At 52.3% G+C, this 16,941-nt stretch carries 14 protein-coding genes and 1 tRNA gene; 2 read left to right on the top strand and 13 right to left on the bottom strand.

The features are described from left to right. Positions 1 to 5: 5 nt before the first annotated feature. The 8 genes from JK231_RS08240 to JK231_RS08205 all read right to left on the bottom strand — a co-directional run bounded on the left by JK231_RS08240 (position 6) and on the right by JK231_RS08205 (position 10,305). Entirely contained in the window at positions 6 to 674 is a 669-nt protein-coding gene (locus tag JK231_RS08240) for a haloacid dehalogenase type II (RefSeq protein ID WP_097116702.1), read from the bottom strand. A 32-nt stretch (positions 675 to 706) separates the two neighbouring features. Further along, positions 707 to 2,176, bottom strand: coding sequence for an aldehyde dehydrogenase family protein (locus tag JK231_RS08235; protein ID WP_211728349.1), 1,470 nt, complete (start codon positions 2,174 to 2,176; stop codon positions 707 to 709). Between the two features lie 423 nt (positions 2,177 to 2,599). Continuing rightward, positions 2,600 to 4,057 (bottom strand): NAD-dependent succinate-semialdehyde dehydrogenase, encoded by a 1,458-nt coding sequence (locus JK231_RS08230; RefSeq protein WP_211728348.1) that lies wholly within the window; start codon positions 4,055 to 4,057, stop codon positions 2,600 to 2,602. Positions 4,058 to 4,322: 265 nt separating this feature from the next. Then, on the bottom strand, positions 4,323 to 5,282 hold the full coding sequence (cbl, locus tag JK231_RS08225; protein WP_045832269.1) for an HTH-type transcriptional regulator Cbl: 960 nt from the start codon (positions 5,280 to 5,282) through the stop codon (positions 4,323 to 4,325). Positions 5,283 to 5,470: 188 nt separating this feature from the next. Beyond that, positions 5,471 to 6,388, bottom strand: coding sequence for a nitrogen assimilation transcriptional regulator NAC (gene nac / locus JK231_RS08220; protein ID WP_034824624.1), 918 nt, complete (start codon positions 6,386 to 6,388; stop codon positions 5,471 to 5,473). A gap of 430 nt (positions 6,389 to 6,818) precedes the next feature. Beyond that, a complete protein-coding gene (locus JK231_RS08215; protein WP_038646197.1) occupies positions 6,819 to 7,850 on the bottom strand; it encodes an ABC transporter permease in 1,032 nt (343 codons plus the stop codon). Positions 7,851 to 7,864: 14 nt separating this feature from the next. Next, entirely contained in the window at positions 7,865 to 9,349 is a 1,485-nt protein-coding gene (locus JK231_RS08210; protein ID WP_034824628.1) for a sugar ABC transporter ATP-binding protein, read from the bottom strand. 32 nt (positions 9,350 to 9,381) lie between these two features. Next, positions 9,382 to 10,305: a sugar ABC transporter substrate-binding protein gene (locus tag JK231_RS08205; protein WP_034824630.1), complete on the bottom strand. Its 924-nt coding sequence runs from the start codon at positions 10,303 to 10,305 to the stop codon at positions 9,382 to 9,384. Between the two features lie 507 nt (positions 10,306 to 10,812). On the opposite strand from JK231_RS08205, the gene JK231_RS08200 reads away from it, so the two are divergent. Then, a tRNA-Asn gene (locus tag JK231_RS08200) sits at positions 10,813 to 10,888 on the top strand. A 436-nt stretch (positions 10,889 to 11,324) separates the two neighbouring features. On the opposite strand, the gene JK231_RS08195 is transcribed toward JK231_RS08200, so the two are convergent. The 5 genes from JK231_RS08195 to JK231_RS08175 form a co-directional block, all read right to left on the bottom strand. After that, positions 11,325 to 12,656 carry an MFS transporter gene (locus tag JK231_RS08195; RefSeq protein ID WP_211728347.1) on the bottom strand — a complete coding sequence of 444 codons (1,332 nt, stop codon included), beginning with the start codon at positions 12,654 to 12,656 and terminating at the stop codon, positions 11,325 to 11,327. A 627-nt stretch (positions 12,657 to 13,283) separates the two neighbouring features. Continuing rightward, the gene (locus tag JK231_RS08190; RefSeq protein ID WP_097116700.1) at positions 13,284 to 13,586 is read right to left on the bottom strand and encodes a helix-turn-helix domain-containing protein; all 303 of its coding nucleotides are present in this window, start codon (positions 13,584 to 13,586) and stop codon (positions 13,284 to 13,286) included. Positions 13,587 to 13,590: 4 nt separating this feature from the next. Further along, on the bottom strand, positions 13,591 to 13,944 hold the full coding sequence (locus JK231_RS08185) for a type II toxin-antitoxin system RelE/ParE family toxin (RefSeq protein ID WP_211728346.1): 354 nt from the start codon (positions 13,942 to 13,944) through the stop codon (positions 13,591 to 13,593). A 242-nt stretch (positions 13,945 to 14,186) separates the two neighbouring features. After that, complete coding sequence (locus JK231_RS08180) at positions 14,187 to 14,843, bottom strand: methionine ABC transporter permease (protein ID WP_097116698.1); 657 nt, start codon at positions 14,841 to 14,843, stop codon at positions 14,187 to 14,189. Next, positions 14,824 to 15,951 (bottom strand): ATP-binding cassette domain-containing protein, encoded by a 1,128-nt coding sequence (locus JK231_RS08175; RefSeq protein WP_211728345.1) that lies wholly within the window; start codon positions 15,949 to 15,951, stop codon positions 14,824 to 14,826. Before JK231_RS08175 ends, JK231_RS08180 begins: the two co-directional genes overlap by 20 nt. A 320-nt stretch (positions 15,952 to 16,271) precedes the next feature. On the opposite strand from JK231_RS08175, the gene JK231_RS08170 reads away from it, so the two are divergent. Next, the gene (locus JK231_RS08170) at positions 16,272 to 16,913 is read left to right on the top strand and encodes a TetR family transcriptional regulator (RefSeq protein ID WP_058962323.1); all 642 of its coding nucleotides are present in this window, start codon (positions 16,272 to 16,274) and stop codon (positions 16,911 to 16,913) included. The last annotated feature ends 28 nt before the right edge of the window (positions 16,914 to 16,941 follow it).

The following is a 16,941-nucleotide window of genomic DNA, read 5'->3' as shown; positions in this document are numbered from 1 at the left end:
CGGGCTTAGAGTCCAACCACAGCGGGCAGACCGCCGATATCTTTAATCTCGGTGTATTCATAAGCTGGGTTGGCCGGATCGTGACCCCGGTTGACCCACACTTTGTTTTTGATGCCCATGTCGTAGCAGGTCATCAGGTCATAGCGCAGGCTCGACGAAACATGCAGGATCTCTTCGGGACCGCAATTCAGCTTGTCCAGCATGTACTCGAAGCCTTTCATCTGCGGCTTGTACGCACCCACTTCTTCTGCGGTGATGGTCATGTGGATCGGTGCACCAAGACGCGGCACGTGATGGGGAATCAAATCGTTCATTGAGTTGGTGAGCAGCACCAGTGGGAACGCTTTCGCCACTTTGGCAAGTCCTGCGGGCACGTCTGGGTGCGGCCCCCAGGTGGCGCAATCGGTGTAGATAAAGTCGCTATCGGCTTTGCTCCACTGCACGCCCCATTTTTTACAGGTGCGCTCCAACGCATCGCTGACGACGTCGTAGTAAGGTTTCCACGCCCCCAGCACTTCATCGCGGCGATAGATGGCGAAATCGGTGGTGAAGGCCAGCATCTCTTGCGCTGACACCCGATCTTTGAAGCAGCGCTCTGCCGCTCCTGCCATGTCAAAATTAATCAGGGTGCCGTAGCAATCAAAGGTGATGAATTTCGGTTTAAACAGTGCCATGACGCGACCTCGTCGTTGTCTGATACGTGAATTTAGAAATCGATTAATACACTCTTCTGGCGCTGGCAGGCCTGAAACGCCTGACGACCCAGATCCTTGCCAATACCGGAGCCAAGAAAGCCTCCAGTAGGAATAATGAAATCACCGGAGCGACCGTAGCGGTTGATCCATACGGTGCCGGATTCGATAGCACGCATCGCCCGCATGGCGCGTGGCAGGCTTAGCGTGTGCACACCGGCGCACAAGCCATAGGTTTCGTGCGCCGCCAATGCTAAGCCCTCTTCTTCGCTATCGAACTCCTGCACGGTCAGCACCGGGCCGAAGATCTCCTGCTGCACCGCCGGGTTATCTGCCGCCACGCCGCACAGTAAGGTCGGCTGCCAGAACCAGCCTTCGGCGGTATCCGCAAAACGTTCGCCGCCCACTAACACTTCTGCGCCCTGCGCTTTGGCTTCAGCGATCACCGATGCCACCTTGTTGCCCTGGCGCTCATCTATCAGCGGCGCATAACGGCTGCTGTCTTGCCAGGTGACACCCGGCTGCGGCTGCTGGCATAGCGCCACCAGGCGATCCAGCAGCGGTTGAGCGATGCCACGTTGCACAATTAAGCGAGTACCCGCGACGCATGCCTGTCCACCGTTGGCGGTGAAGCCGCGCAGGATGCGCTGTGCCAGGACATCGATATCGCCCGCATCATCGAACACCAGCTGTGGGCTTTTGCCACCTAACTCCAGCGTGACAGGCTTCATGCCATGCTGTGCTGCGTCACTCATGATGCGTGCACCCGTCACCGTGGAACCGGTGAACGAGACTTTGCGTACCAGCGGATGGGTGACCAGCGCGCTGCCGGTCACTGCACCACTGCCCTGCACAATATTCAGAATGCCCGCCGGTAAACCGGCCTGCACCGCCAGTTCCGCCATGCGTACGGTAGAGAAAGGTGTCAGCTCCGAAGGTTTCAGCACCACGGCATTACCCGCTGCCAGTGCAGGACCGCATTTCCACGAGGCCATCGACAGCGGGAAATTCCACGGTGTAATCGCGCCAATCACGCCGTATGGCTCCGAAATCAGCATGCCGAGGCTGCTTTCCTGCGTCGGGAACAGATCGCCACTGTATTTGTCTGCGCACTCAGCGTAGAAACGGATGGCCTCTGCGGTAAACGGAATCTCATGCTGTACCACATCGCTGATCGGCCGCGTCGACCCCAGCGCTTCGAGCTGAGCCAGTAACGGATCGCTTTCAATCAGATCCGCCCAGCGGCGTAACACTTTTCCACGTTGCCGTGGTGGGCAACTGCGCCAGCCACTGGTTTTCAGCGCTTCATGGGCCAGGGTGACAGCCCTATCAACATCGCTGGCCTGGGCTTCGCTCAGCTCGGCATAGACTTTGCCATCAGATGGCCTTTTTACGGCAAAACGCGCGCCCTGGGTGGAAACATGCTGGCCACCAATATAATGGCCAATCGGGAGAGAAACTTTTTCAGGGTCGAAACTTAACATGGAAAATTCCTTATTTGTTACACCCATCACATGTGCGCCAATTAACGATTTGCACATCATTTATCTGTCACGTTAATAAGCTAATGCAGAAAGTATGCCAGCCCAGTAAAAAATAAAAATGCGTAAAAAACAGCCCAGAAAAATTTTCTGCCGTATTGAAGAGGGAAAATTTGCGGATTTGCCGAAGGAATAAACAGATGATTTACTTCACAAAATTCGTGCATCCCTACGGTGCAGCTCGCACGAAACTTGCACTAAAACGGTGATAGGCCGGAAAAGTATTACGCCGCGCACAAAATAAAACAGCGCCGTGAACCTGAGGTTGCCGGCGCTGTTTATGTAATTGGTGATGAAAGTCATTATGCGCAATGAATTGCGCGATTACCTATTTGGAGCGGTACGATTTAACACGCATTGCTGCATTTATAAACTGCCCATATGAAACGTTTTCTGCTCCAGGTACTCTTCAATTCCATAGCGCGAACCTTCACGTCCTAAACCGGATAATTTAATTCCGCCAAAAGGTGCCGCATCTAAAGATATCGCACCGGTATTAAAACCGACCATGCCAAATTCTAATGATTCCGCCACGCGCCAGGCTCGACGTATATTCTCCGTAAAGAAATAAGCGCCCAATCCATAAGGCGTGTCATTCGCCATGCGTATCGCCTCCTCTTCGCTATCGAAGACAAAAAGCGGTGCGACCGGGCCGAAGGTTTCTTCATGCGCAATACGCATACTGCTGGTGACATTACCCAACACGGTCGGCTCAACAAAGGTGCCATTCGCTGCACTGATCCCGCCATGCAGCAAGGTCGCTCCCTGACTAAGCGCATCATCAATATGGCTGTTTACCTTCTCAACAGCGCGATCGTTAATCAGTGGCCCAATCGTGCTACTGGGTTCAAAGCCATCCCCCACTTTAAGGGTTGCCACTGCCTCCAGGAGTTTCTCGCTGAAACGCTCATAGATACCGCGTTGCACCAAAATGCGATTGGCGCAGACGCAGGTCTGACCGGCATTACGGAATTTACTCGCCATGACGCCAGGGATAGTGACATCGAGATCGGCATCATCAAACACAATCAGTGGCGCATTACCGCCCAGTTCCAGGCTAAGGCGTTTAATGCTGTCGGCACTTTGTTGCATCAGCAATTGGCCGACGCGCGTGGATCCGGTAAAGGAGATTTTGCGCACCGTGCGGCTGGCAGTCAGCGTGCTGCCGATCTCGGTGGGTAATCCGGTGAGCACCTGAAGTACGCCAGAGGGAAAACCTGCCCGCTCTGCCAGCACCGCCAGTGCCAGAGCCGACAGCGGCGTCAACTCAGAAGGTTTCACGATGATCGGGCAACCGGCGGCCAGCGCAGGTGCCACTTTGCGGGTAATCATCGCAATTGGGAAATTCCACGGCGTAATCGCTGCGGCCACGCCAACAGGTTGTTTCAGAACCAGAATGCGGCGGTCTTCACTGGGCGCCGGAATGGTATCGCCATAGATGCGGCGTGCCTCTTCAGCGAACCATTTAACAAAGCTGGCACCGTACAACACCTCGCCTTTCGCTTCTGCCAATGGCTTGCCCTGCTCGGCGGTCATGATGACCGCCAGATCGTCCGCGTTATCGAGAATCAGCTGATGCCACTTATCCAGCAGTGCCGCGCGTGACGCGTTCGGGGTTTTGCCCCAGCTGACACGCACCGACTCAGCATAATCTATTGCCTGCTCGGTTTCGGCTGCACCCAGTGCCGGAATAGTGGCAATCTGTTGCTGAGTGGAGGGATCGATGACCGGCAGCGTGGCCCCGGCGTGAGCGTCCTGCCAGCGCCCGCCAAACAACGCCTGCTGGCGTAACAGTTCTGTATCTTTTAGTTGAATCCGCGACATTTTCATCCCCTTTATCCTGTTCATTTCACTGTAACGTGGCGCAGCAGTGCAGGATGTTTTTCTAAGGGGTGGAAACCGGGCCAGGATGTGTTTTAGCGCGCCAAAAGAAATTTTATGCTGTGCATAAATGCGTCATTGATTACGGTGAGGTTTGTTGCCAGGTGCGCATGAATGCGTCATTGATTACGCTGCGGTTTGAGGCCAGCAGCGCAGGAATGCGCACCCTGTAGGAAATGTGTGGTCGCCATTTATGACGACCACTGCATTAAATCTGGAAATCGATAGCGGGTTCAGATTCCGTTTCATAGGAAAGCGCCTGACGCTTAATCTCCTCCAGCGACAGATTGGCGTTACACAGTTCCAGAAACTGCCAGACGTAATTGCGTTGCAACTGGCCGCGCTTCAATCCTAGCCATACGGTGTTGGCATCGAACAGATGATGGGTGTCGATTTTCACCAAATCTTCACCTTCATAAATGTCGCACGCCTGATCAGCCAGGATGCCAACGCCGAGTCCCAACTCAACATAGGTTTTCACCACGTCGGAGTCCTGCGCGCTGAGCACGATATCCGGCTTAAGTCCCGCCGCCTGGAACGCACGGTCAACACGCGAGCGACCCGTGATCCCCTGACGATAGGTAATCAAGGGATGGCGACTCAGGCTAGCCAGCGTGATCGGCTGATGCTGTAACAGTTCATGGTCGTGCGGCACCAATAACGAGTGGTGCCAGCTAAACCACGGGAAAGCCGCAAGGCTGCTGTTGTTCACCAGTTGCTCGGAGGCAATACCAATATCAGCTTCACCCGCCAACAGCATGGCCACAATTTCCTGCGGTGAACCCTGATTGAGTTCAAGACGCACATTAGGATAGAGCTGTCGGAATGCTTTGATCACACGCGGCAGACTATAGCGGGCCTGCGTATGCGTGGTAGCAATCGTTAGCACGCCGCTGGTTTCATTGGTAAACACATCCGCCAGGCGACGCACTTTGCCTGCTTCATCAAGAATGCGTTCAGCAATGGTTAACAGCGCCTTGCCCGGTTCCGTCATGCCCAGCAATCGCTTGCCGCGACGAATGAAGATCTCGACGCCGAGTTCATCTTCCAAATCACGAATATGGCGGCTGACCCCAGATTGTGAGGTAAACAGCGTGTTCGCCACTTCTGTCAGGTTGAATTCGCAACGTGCAGCTTCACGTATAATTTTAAGTTGCTGGAAATTCACACCCTTTTCTCCTGTTCCCTGCCCTGTTTCGTCCATGTTATGAAGTTGGTGTCATTGCAGGAAATAATAAAAAACGGTGTGTTATGCGGAATAGTAATAAGGAGTGTAATTTATCTCGACGCGTTTGTGGGTGTTAAAGCGTGAAGGGGTTACCCCAGCCGTAGATAGCTGGGGTAAAGAAGAAGGGATTAACCGACCAGCATTAACTCGCGCTCTTCCGTCATCGGCTTATTTAGCAGTGACAGCAGGATGTTTTTCACTGCCTGCGCGGAAGGTGACAGTGGCAAGCGCGCAGAGATATTCAGCGAGAGCGGCAGATTCAGCGATGGGCTGTTAATACGTGCCATCCACGCGTGAGTTGAACTCACCAGGGCGCGAGCCGCTGATTCCGGCAGAACGGTCACACCCATGCCGCTGGAAACTGCGGCAGTCAGGGTTGAGATTGACTCGATTTCACCGATGATTTTTGCGCTCAGACGACGCAGCGAGAATGCTTCATCAACACGTTTGCGCACCGCGCTGTAGTCACGCGGCAGGAACAAATTCATCTGCGCCACGTCGGCGAGATCAACGGTAGCGCCCGGACATGCGGTCGCACCGACCAGATACAACTCTTCTTTCATCAATGGAATGCTGTTAATGCCGGCTGTCGGCGCACGGTCATACAGCACCGCCATATCCAACTGACCGTTCATCACTTTTTCATTTAAAGAGGTGCCGCTATTCTCATGCAGATACACCAGTACATCCGGGAATTGTTCCCGCACCGTTTGCAGCAGCGGCATCGTCAACGAAGAAGCGGCGGTGCCCGGTGCCAGACCAATTGATACCTGACCATTTAACGCCTGGCCCGCGTTGATGACAGCCGTTTGCGCCTGTTCACACTGGCGCAGAATCGTACGAGCATGAGCATAAAGAATTTTGCCCGCCTCGGTTGGTGTTACGCCACGTTTGGTGCGAATCAGTAACTGCTGATCGAGTTCGTTTTCCAGCGTCGCAACTTGCTGGCTAAGCGCAGGCTGCGCGATGTGCAGCACTTCTGCTGCCTGAGTCAGGCTGCCGATATCGACGATTTTTACAAAGTACTTCAGTCGTCTTAAATTCATATTGCCTCCGTCAATCCCCGAATAACCCGTTTGGGTGTCTCAGCCTGCTGGCTTGTGTTCATGAAGTTGCAATATGCAGGCCAGGTTTATTCGGAGCGTGAAAAAGCAGTGCCAGAATATTCCTAACGGCACGGAAAATAAGCCTTTCTGATTACCTCTTAAGAGTTAATAAGCTGAGCACATGACACAGAGTGATTAAAAATAAATCGAAATGCACCACCATGGTGCGCAACTTGCGTGGCAGATGTGCAAAAAAGTGATGACCGAAAGCGTCGCAGTGGTGCATAACTCACAGAAAATGACCAAAAACGGTCAGAACGAAAGCAAACGCGGGGAAAGGAGCAGGATCAACCAGTGGGAAAACTTATTGTGAACAACGGAGCAAAATGTCCTTGAGGGCGCACACAGTGCGCCCTGCAATCAGGAAGTACTATCTCTTTTTACGGTTTCTATGCATATCGATGGACACTGCGGCGACAATGATGATGCCTTTAATGATGTCCTGCACGTAAGCATCCACACCCACGAAGGTGAATCCGCTCTTAATCAGACCCAGAATCACCGCACCAATCAGCGTCCCGGTAATACGACCCACGCCGCCCATCAGGCTGCTACCGCCGATAACCGCTGCGGCAATCGCATCCAACTCGTACGCCATACCCATACTTGACTGGCCGCTACTGACGCGCGCCGCCAGCACCACACCCGCCAGGCCAGAGAGCGCACCCGCGATAGTATAGACGATGATCAGGTATTTATTAACATTGATCCCTGACACTTTGGCCGAAGTCATGTTGCCGCCAATTGCATACACATACTTACCGTAACGGGTATGCTTCAGGGCGATGTGGAACAGGAAGGCCACCACCAGGAAAATGATCACCGGCATCGCGCCCTGGCCGATGGAGGTAAAGCCATCTGACAGGAAGCTGATCGGGTTACCTTGCGTGTAATACTGCGCCAGACCACGCGCCGATACCATCATGCCCAGTGTGGCGATAAATGGCGGGATACCGGTTTTGGTAATCAGGAAACCGTTCATGACCCCGCACAGCAAACCCACACCGATACCGGCCACAATCGGAATGACGGCAGGCAGGTTAACCAGTGACGGATACATCGGTGTCAGGCTGTCAGAGGTTTGTGCCAGACTGGCCGCCACTACCGCCGTCAGTGCAATCACCGAACCAGACGACAGGTCAATCCCCGTGGTGATGATGACCTGGGTCACGCCCACCGCAATGATGCCGATGATCGCCACCTGTAAAACAATCAATACCAGACGGTTGGTGTTGAGCAGGAAAGATTGGTCACGAACGTACCAGCCTGCAATCTCAAAAATTAAGGCAATACCCAACATCACCACAAAGATGCCGGTATCTTTCGGCAACTTATGGCGCAGGTTGCCAAAGAAGGATGTCGATTCCGCGGCCTGCGGGGCCGTAATTTTTACGTTACTCATAGATGTCTCGCGCCTCACTCGGATGCCAACGACAAAATGGTTTCCTGATTGGCCTCTTCTTTATCGAGGATGCCAGTTATACGTCCGCCGTGCATAACCATCACGCGGTCGCTCATGCCCAGAATTTCCGGCAACTCCGACGAGACCATAATGATGGCCACGCCACGGTTTGCCAGTTCGCTGATTAAGCGGTAAATCTCGGCTTTTGCCCCGACGTCAATACCGCGCGTCGGTTCATCGAGGATCAGAATCTTCGGTTGAGCCAGCAGCCAGCGCGCAATCAGCACCTTCTGCTGGTTACCGCCACTGAGGTTGTTGATGATCTGATCCATGGTCGGCGTTTTAATATTGAGCTTGCGGATCTGCTCCATGCAGTCCTGTGCCATCTTCATGTGGCTAACGAAACCGGCTTTACTGACATAATCCGGCATGTTGACGATGCTCATGTTCTCCATCACCGACAACACCAGGAATAAGCCGGACTTTTTACGGTCTTCGGTCAGGAACGCCATGCCCTTCTCAATCGCCGTGGAAGGCGAATCGATTTTGACCGGCACGCCATCGATCAGCACTTCACCGCTGTCGAAGCTTTCCATCCCGAACAAACTTTCCATCACTTCACTGCGTCCCGCCCCCACCAGACCGGCAACACCGAGGATTTCACCCTTACGTACCGTAAAGTTGATATCGGTGAAACGGTCTTTACAGGTAAGGTTGCGCACCGTCAGCACTTCCTCACCGATTTCACCATTGAATTTCGGGAACAGCTGCGTCAGTTCACGCCCCACCATCTGGGTAATTAATGACTGACGGGTAAACTCGGAAGTGCTGTTGCTACCCACCCAGGTGCCGTCGCGGAATATGCTGATCTCATCGGTGATGGTGAAAATCTCATCCATCTTGTGACTGATATAGATGATGGCTTTACCCTGCGCACGCAGGTCGCGGATGATGGTGAACAGATGCGCCACTTCGGTTTCCGTCAGTGCCGAGGTCGGTTCGTCCATAATCACAATGTCGGAGTTCCACGACACCGCTTTGGCAATTTCCACCATCTGCTGAGCAGCGATACTCAGCTCGCCAACCATACGATCGGCTTTTAAACGGATATTGAGTTTGTTGAGTAATTCCTGCGTTTGCTTGTTCAGCAACGCGTGGTCAACAAAGCCGTACTTCATCGGTTCGCGACCCAGCCAGATGTTCTCAGCCACAGTCATGTAAGGCACCAGATTCAGTTCCTGGTGGATCATGGAGATGCCAGAACGCAGCGCATCCATGGTGTCCTGAAACTGCACCGGCTCCCCTTTAATGCGAATGGTGCCCTTATCGGGACGGTACATCCCGATAAGGCATTTCATTAAAGTGGATTTGCCCGCGCCATTTTCACCCATCAGGGCATGTACCGACCCCGGTTTAATGCGTAGTGAGACATTGTCGAGTGCCTTCACTCCGGGGAAGAACTTGCTGATGCCTTCGGCTTCAAGCGCAAAAGCGGTCATACATCACCTCCGTACGGCTGAGTCGGGAACGATTATTTCTGGTTACGAGATTCGAACTGCGCCATGTTGTCTTTGGTGATCAGCTGGTAAGGGATGTTAATCACCTTCTCCACTTTCTCGCCTTTCGCCAGTTTCACGGCAGTCTGTACGGCGCCTTCACCCTGACCTTTAGCATCCTGGAATACAGTGGCGACCATCTTGCCGTTCTTCAGCATCTGCAACGCATCCGGTGTACCATCCACGCCCGCAATCAGGATGTGGTTCGGGTTTTTGCCCAGCGCCTGCAGCGCACCGATCGCCATTTCATCGTTGTTAGAAGCAATCGCCTGAATGTCATCGCCTGCGGTCATCCAGTTACTCACTACGTCCACCGCGTCATTACGGGTGAACTTCGCGGTCTGTTTCTGCACCACTTTGATGCCAGGATATTTAGCCACCACCGCTTCAACACCTTTGGTGCGGTCACGGGTGGATTCGTTAGCCAGATCGCCCATCAAAATGGCGACGTTGCCTTTACCGTTCATCGCTTTTGCCAGCGCTTCCATTTGCAGACGGCCCGCTAATTCGGAGTCAGAGCCGACGTAAGCCATTTTGTCGGTCAATTCACCTGCCGGTTTGCGGTTAACAAAGATCAGCGGCACACCCGCTTTAGAGGCCGCATCCATCAAAGGTTTGACGGCATTGGTATCCACTGGGTTAACGATAATGGCGTCAACGCCCTGACCGATGAAGTTCTGAATTTGTTGCAGCTGTTGGGAAACGTCGCCCTTCGCATCTTCGACCTGACCCTTAACGCCATCTTTGGTCATCTCTTTCTGCATCGCGGTGCGCAGAATGGTCAGGAAGTTATCGTCAAACAGCGCCATAGAGACGCCCACCTGAAGGTCTTTTGCCATAACAGCGGCAGGTAACATGCAAGCTAACAGGGAAGTCACTAACGCTTTTTTGAATTTCATAGGTAACCCTTCTTATTCGTTAACATGCTCAGTTGGGCTGATACGACGAATGAAAAATATTTTTTACATTCACTCAACGGCACTGGCGTTATTTATCTGGTTGTAGAGGTAAGGCTTCTGGTCTAACGCTATCGTTTCGGTACTGCTCTTTCCTGCAACTATCTACTTATCAAAAGGTTATTTTCGAAATGCTGTTTCAGACGCCAAAACTGATTTCACCCGTGATGATAAGCAGTTCATTTGTTTCATCTGATCAGCATTTGAAATTTTCATCATAAAAGCACTGAAATGATTGTTTTAAAATCGGCAAATAACAAAACTTTGACATGCATCTAACATCTCAAAGGAAATGCGCTTAAAGTGAGATCTTGCTGGCAGTTTGAAATCTGAACGTTCAAGGCAGAAAAACAGCATTCCGCTGCTTTTACGCGCACTTAAACCAGAAGTGTGCGATCGGGCTTTGACATTGGGGATCGGCATCGCTAATATGCGCCTCGTTCACACGATTCCTCTGTAGTTCAGTCGGTAGAACGGCGGACTGTTAATCCGTATGTCACTGGTTCGAGTCCAGTCAGAGGAGCCATATTTAGAGAAGCCCGCTCAGGGAAACCTGAGCGGGCTTTTTGTTTGCAAAAAAGCTCGCTAGTTATGGATATGAGGCAAACTTTAGCTTAGGCAGATACCTGTGCCGTTGTTCCAGTCTATTTAGTTTGTCCAGCAGGACACTTCATGGTTCCGGGGGTGATTGTGCAAGCACCGCTTGCACAAATTTTGCATCCCACCAGGCTTTGGCGAAATCGCGCATATAATTGAGGTTACGCGCTGAGAGAGCAGACTGTTGAAATGATCTAATAGACAGGTGGGATTATCATTTACTGCGAGAGATAGTCTAGTCTCCAGGTTTGAGATCATATCTTGCGAACACGCTGCGGCATTTTAGAAGTAGCCAAAAAAATGCAAAAAGCCCGCTCAGGATTACCTGGGCGGGCTTTTGTCTTTCTACGATATTTTTCTTTCTATTAACGCGCCAGCGAAGCCGCCTGACTCAGCGTCATATTACGCGTCTCAGGTGCCAGCCATACCGATACTAGCAGACCAATAAAGGAAACAATCGCGGCAGCATACATGGTGTATTCGATGCCCAGGCTTTGCAGGGAAATCGGCACCAGCCAGGTTCCTGCGGCAGAACCGATACGTGACATGGATGAACCCATACCGACAGCGAAGGCACGCACTTCCGTTGGGAACAGCTCGTTCGGATACACTAACTCCAGCACCTGTGCTCCGCCGATAAATACCGCGTAAGCACCAAACATCACCAGTACCAGCATTTCAGAACCGTGGGAGAACATCCCCAATGCCAACAGCGCCAGACTTGACCATAAAAAGCTGTGGATGATCAGACGGCGGCGGCCCATGCTATCAATCAAACGGGTTGCCACAACGCAGCCCACCACAAACAGTAAGGTGATGGCTATCGAACCCAGTGAGGCCCATTCGCCATCCAGATTCAGGGCTTTCAGTACTACGGGTGCGAACGAATACACCGCAAACATCGGTACGACGGCAGCACTCCAGAACACCGAGACAAACAACATACGTTTGCCGTAACCAGAGCGCACCAGATCTTTCAACGTGACTTTGGCTTCCACCGACTCCGCTGGCATATTTTTCAGCGAGAATTCTGGACCGTAGACTTTCTTGATGATCTGCTCAGCCTCATTGAAGCGACCTTTGCTGACTAACCAGCGTGGCGATTCCGGCGTGCCGATGCGCAGAACGAAAAGGAGTACCCCCAACACGGCCGGGCTGGCCAGTACCAGACGCCATGCGGCATCACCGCCAATCGAGAGAATGAGGTTACCCACGATATAAGCGAGGGCTGCACCGGCAAACCAGAGAATGGTCAAACCGGCCAAACGTTTACCACGATGCTTTTGCGGCAGGAATTCAGTGAGCAGTGACCCGGCAACCGGATATTCTAATCCCACTCCAACACCCACCAGGAAACGCAGGATAAACAGCGTGAGGGCCGATTCCGCCCAGAAGGTGCCGACCGAACCCAGGATAAACAGGATTGGCCCGACAAAGAACAGACGACGACGACCCACAATATCGGTCAGCCACCCGCCAAGGAAACCACTGCAGAAGGTGCCGAGCATCGCTGAAGCGGCCACCATGCCCTGCCAGAAGGTATCAAGTTGCAGATGCTGGGAAAACTGCACGATCGCCACGCCGATGATACTCAGTACGTAGCCATCGAGGATCCAACCGCCACCCGCGCGCAGCGACATTAACTGGTGAAAATTATTAAGCGGGACATCTTCAATGGATATATTGGTGTTGCTCATAACAGGGTCTCTCCTGAATTATTCATTTCTCTGCAGGCGCAGCGATCTGTCCAAATCAAAGATGATTTGGCGGAACGTTAAAGAAACAGAAAAAACATCATTGACTGATTTAGGTATTTCTTTGAAAAAGAAATTGACCTATAAATTGAAAAACCCTGCGTTTAATCCCTGAACATAAATAATGAAATTAAGCATGACCCACTTGCAGATCGTCTGTCTTCATCATTGTTTAGCGGTGTGTTGACCCAATACGCATTTGTTCGCTTTTGTCTGTTAATCACAGGTTAACTCCATGTTCAAACTATGCTGAATTTCAGGTGGTGTAAACATGCCCAGGACACCCAAAACTTGAGATTGTGATCATCTCCAAAATTCATCTGAAAAAATAATTCGAAAAAGTTATACGTATAACTCATTGAAAATTAATTTATTAATTTCAAACTAAGGTAAAATCATACTACTTAATTGTATTTCCTTTGTATTTTCCATGTATGCAAAAAGTTACGTGGCGGGATGGATTTTCATGGGTTGGGGAGCAAGCAGGTAGGAGTGAGTCGGCGTGCAAGTACGCGAAACAGTGCGCCAGATCGCACTGTTTTTTCGCGGATAGAAAGTCAAAGAAGGGAATTAAACAACAAACTCATAATGCGAGCCATCGGGAAGCTCAATGTTGAGGCGCAGTTTTCCTCCTGCCGCTTCAACATAGCGCTTCAGCGTCGAGAGTTTTAAATCCCGGCCAGGCTTTTCCATTCCAGCCACGGTGGGTTGTTTAATATTTAATTGCTGCGCTATCTCTACCTGCGTTTTGTTTACTCTTTCACGCAATTCAGCAAGATGGATATTTAACAATACTTCTTCAGCCATGGCGTTAGCTTTAGCCACTACCTCAGACTTCTCAGACGCTAGAATCTGTTTGAGTGTTCTGCCCATGTCGTTACTCCTTTCTCTCTTCGCGTTGAAGATGATGGGTGAATTCTTTATCTGCGAGCGGGATCAGCTCAGCATAAAAACGCTTTTCATTGCCACTCTTATGACCTGCACAAAGCAACACACCGCTGCGCCAGGGGTCAAATGCGTAAAATGCCCGAATAGGATCATCTTTGCTCTGAATGCGAAGCTCTTTCATATTGCTAAAGCGAGAGCCTTTCAGGGAGTCGGCGTAGGGCCTGCATAATGCGGGGCCAGCTTGCTGCAATACAATCATTGCGGACAGAACGCAGGCTCGGTCAGTGTCGTCTTGCGCTACAAGCCAATCATCAAACGTGTCCGTTGTAATTATTTGCCACATGATACGCTCCTTGTGATATAGGTCAAATGCTATATAGGTTAAAGGCGATAATCAGTGTGGCGAGGCAGTTTGAATCATGCACTTGTTCTGTTAAAACGTGTCGATAAGGATTCCAAAAAAATGCCCGCTCAGTTATCCAGAGCGGGCATGAACAGAATCAACGACGATATTAATCCACGGCGGGCGGTAAAGGTGCCACATCTGCGTTGCTGTCGCCAATGATGGAATGCAATGCGCGAAGTCTAGTGTCGCTTATCGATGTGCTGCACCAGTCGATCGCCGACCCACTGAATGCCACATACCAGCACAATTAATACTGCGATCACCGCGATCATCACTGAGGTTTCAAAGCGTTGATAACCGTAGCGAATCGCCAGGTCGCCTAATCCGCCCGCACCAATCGCTCCCGCCATCGCCGATGCGCCGATTAATGCCACCAGCGTCACCACAAACCCCGAGAGAATGCCGGGCAGCGCTTCAGGAATCAGCACATCCCAGACGATGCGAAGCTTGCTGGCGCCCATCGCGCGTACTGCATCAATCAGGCCCCGCTCCACATCACGCAGTGACACTTCGGCCACGCGAGCAAAATACGGCGTTGCGGTGATCGACAGTGGAACTATCGCCGCCCACGTCCCCAGTGACGTACCGACCAGAAAGCGGGTAAACGGAATCAGCGCCACCAGCAAAATGATGAAAGGGAGCGAGCGGAAGCCGTTGATCACCAGCCCCAGCACCCGGTTAATGCCACGGTGTTCTGCGATGCCGCCTGCACTGGTCATCACCAGAATCAGCCCCAACGGTAAACCGGCAACCAGTGAAAACAATCCTGAAATCAGCGTCATCAACACCGTTTCGCCCAACGCGTTGAGCAATAAATCAATCATCACTGGCGACATAACCGACTAACTCCACTTGCGCCTGCTGCGCGCGCAGCCAGCTGAGAATCTGTTGCTCATCGGCCACGTTGGCGACCGGAAGCGCGATAAAAAAACTCACCACGGCGTAGTGCTGAATATGATCGATGCCGCCTTGCAGTAAGCGGAACTTGTCCGGCAACGCCGCCGCAAATCGGGTCAGCAAATCGCCCTGCGCGTCCTCGCCAGCAAAGTGCACGCTGTAAATTGCCTCGCCCTGTCTCCTCTCGGTAACCCGTGCGGCCAGCGCTTCCGGTAGCTGCGGCAGCAAACCACGCAATAAGGTGCGCGTCAGCTCGGATTGCGGATGCGCAAACACCTCCCACACCGGGCCTTGCTCAATGATCTCACCCGCGTCAATTACCGCCACGCGGTGCGCCACCGACTTGATGACTTCCATTTCATGGGTGATCAGCAGAATAGTGATACCCAGCTTTTGATTGAGCGATTTAAGCAATGCCAGAATGGAACGGGTGGTTTCAGGATCCAGTGCTGAAGTCGCTTCATCACACAACAGCAGTGCCGGGCTTGCCGCCAGTGCACGAGCAATGCCAACACGCTGTTTCTGACCGCCTGAGAGCGCCGCCGGATAGTGCTGTGCCTTATCGGACAGCCCCACCAATTCCAGCAATTCCGCCACGCGTTGGGCACGTTGCACCTTATCCAGACCGGCAATTTTCAGCGGCAACGCGACATTCTGCGCCACGGTTTTCGCCGACAGCAGGTTGAAGTGCTGGAACACCATACCGACGCGGCTACGCACAGATTGCAGCTGTTTTTCCGACAGGCCGGTAATTTTCCGGCCTTCGATTTCAATGACGCCTTCGTCAGGTTGCTCCAGCCCGTTCAGACAGCGAATCAACGTCGATTTGCCCGCGCCACTGCGGCCAATCAGGCCGAGAATTTCACCTTTCTGCACCGTTAGTGAAACATCGCGCAGCGCCTGAGTTTGCCCAAAGCGACGTGAAACGCCCTGCAAGCGCACCACGCTGCCGCTTTCGCGAGCAAAACGTTCACGGTCTTGCGCATTCTCTACCACGCCACGCGTTATCGCGCTAAACGGCGCTTCGACTCCTGTGAAAATCGTCATGCTAGATCCTTACCAGGCCGTTTCACCGATGCCTTTAGTGCCCGCCAGCAGCATAGCGCCAGCGGTTAACAAAAATGTCGTTTTGGCGGATGCCAGGCGAGTGTGCATAGTTATTTCCTCATCGTTATAATTGCAACGGTCAAAGTACACTGTCGTGATGAACAGATAGCCGCAGTATACGCAGATGCTTATTCCTGCATTATGATTTATCCGGGAATGCTATTCCTGAAAAGAATAAAGACACGCAGCCGCTCGCATCGCCACAAGTGAAAGGACGGCTGTGGTACCATGCCGTTTTGATTGACCTGTTATTGAGCGCTATGTCGGACACTACAACGAAACGTAAAAATGACCCGGAAGGGCTGAAAAAACGCATCCTTGCCGGTGCCCTGAAAACCTTCGCCGAGTTCGGTATGCAGGGCGCACGCCTTGAGCAGATTGCTGAACACGCGCAGACCACTAAGCGCATGGTGGTGTATCACTTCGTCAATAAAGAGAAGCTGTATATCGAGGTGCTGGAGCAGGTCTATCAGGCGATTCGTGAACACGAAACCGGATTGAACCTTGCACAGATGGAACCCGAGCAGGCGATGATTAAACTGGTCGAAGCCAGCTTCGACTATCACGCCACCCATCAGGATTTCATGCGTTTGGTGTGTACGGAAAACCTGTTGCGCGGTCGCTACATTGTGCAGTCCGAGCGCATCAAAGCGTTGAACAAAAGTACGCTGGATCTGCTGGATGACATTCTGACGCGCGGTCAGCAGCAAGGCATCTTTATTGATGGCCTGAACACCGTGGACGTGCACCGCTTATTGAGCAGTATCTGTGTGCACCACGTCGCCAACCGCTACACCTTCCACTTCCTGTTCACCCCTGAGGATACGGAAGAGGACAGCATCCGTCGTAACCGCCAACTGGCCGTGACCGCAACGCTGCGCTACATCTGCAAGGCACCTTAAACCTGGGCAGTGCTGTGATGGTCTACGC

This window comes from Pantoea sp. JGM49 (assembly GCF_018257655.1).
Taxonomy (GTDB): domain Bacteria; phylum Pseudomonadota; class Gammaproteobacteria; order Enterobacterales; family Enterobacteriaceae; genus Pantoea; species Pantoea communis.
The sequence above is the reverse complement of the archived record's forward strand: the minus strand, read 5'-3'. Positions and strand labels throughout refer to the sequence as shown.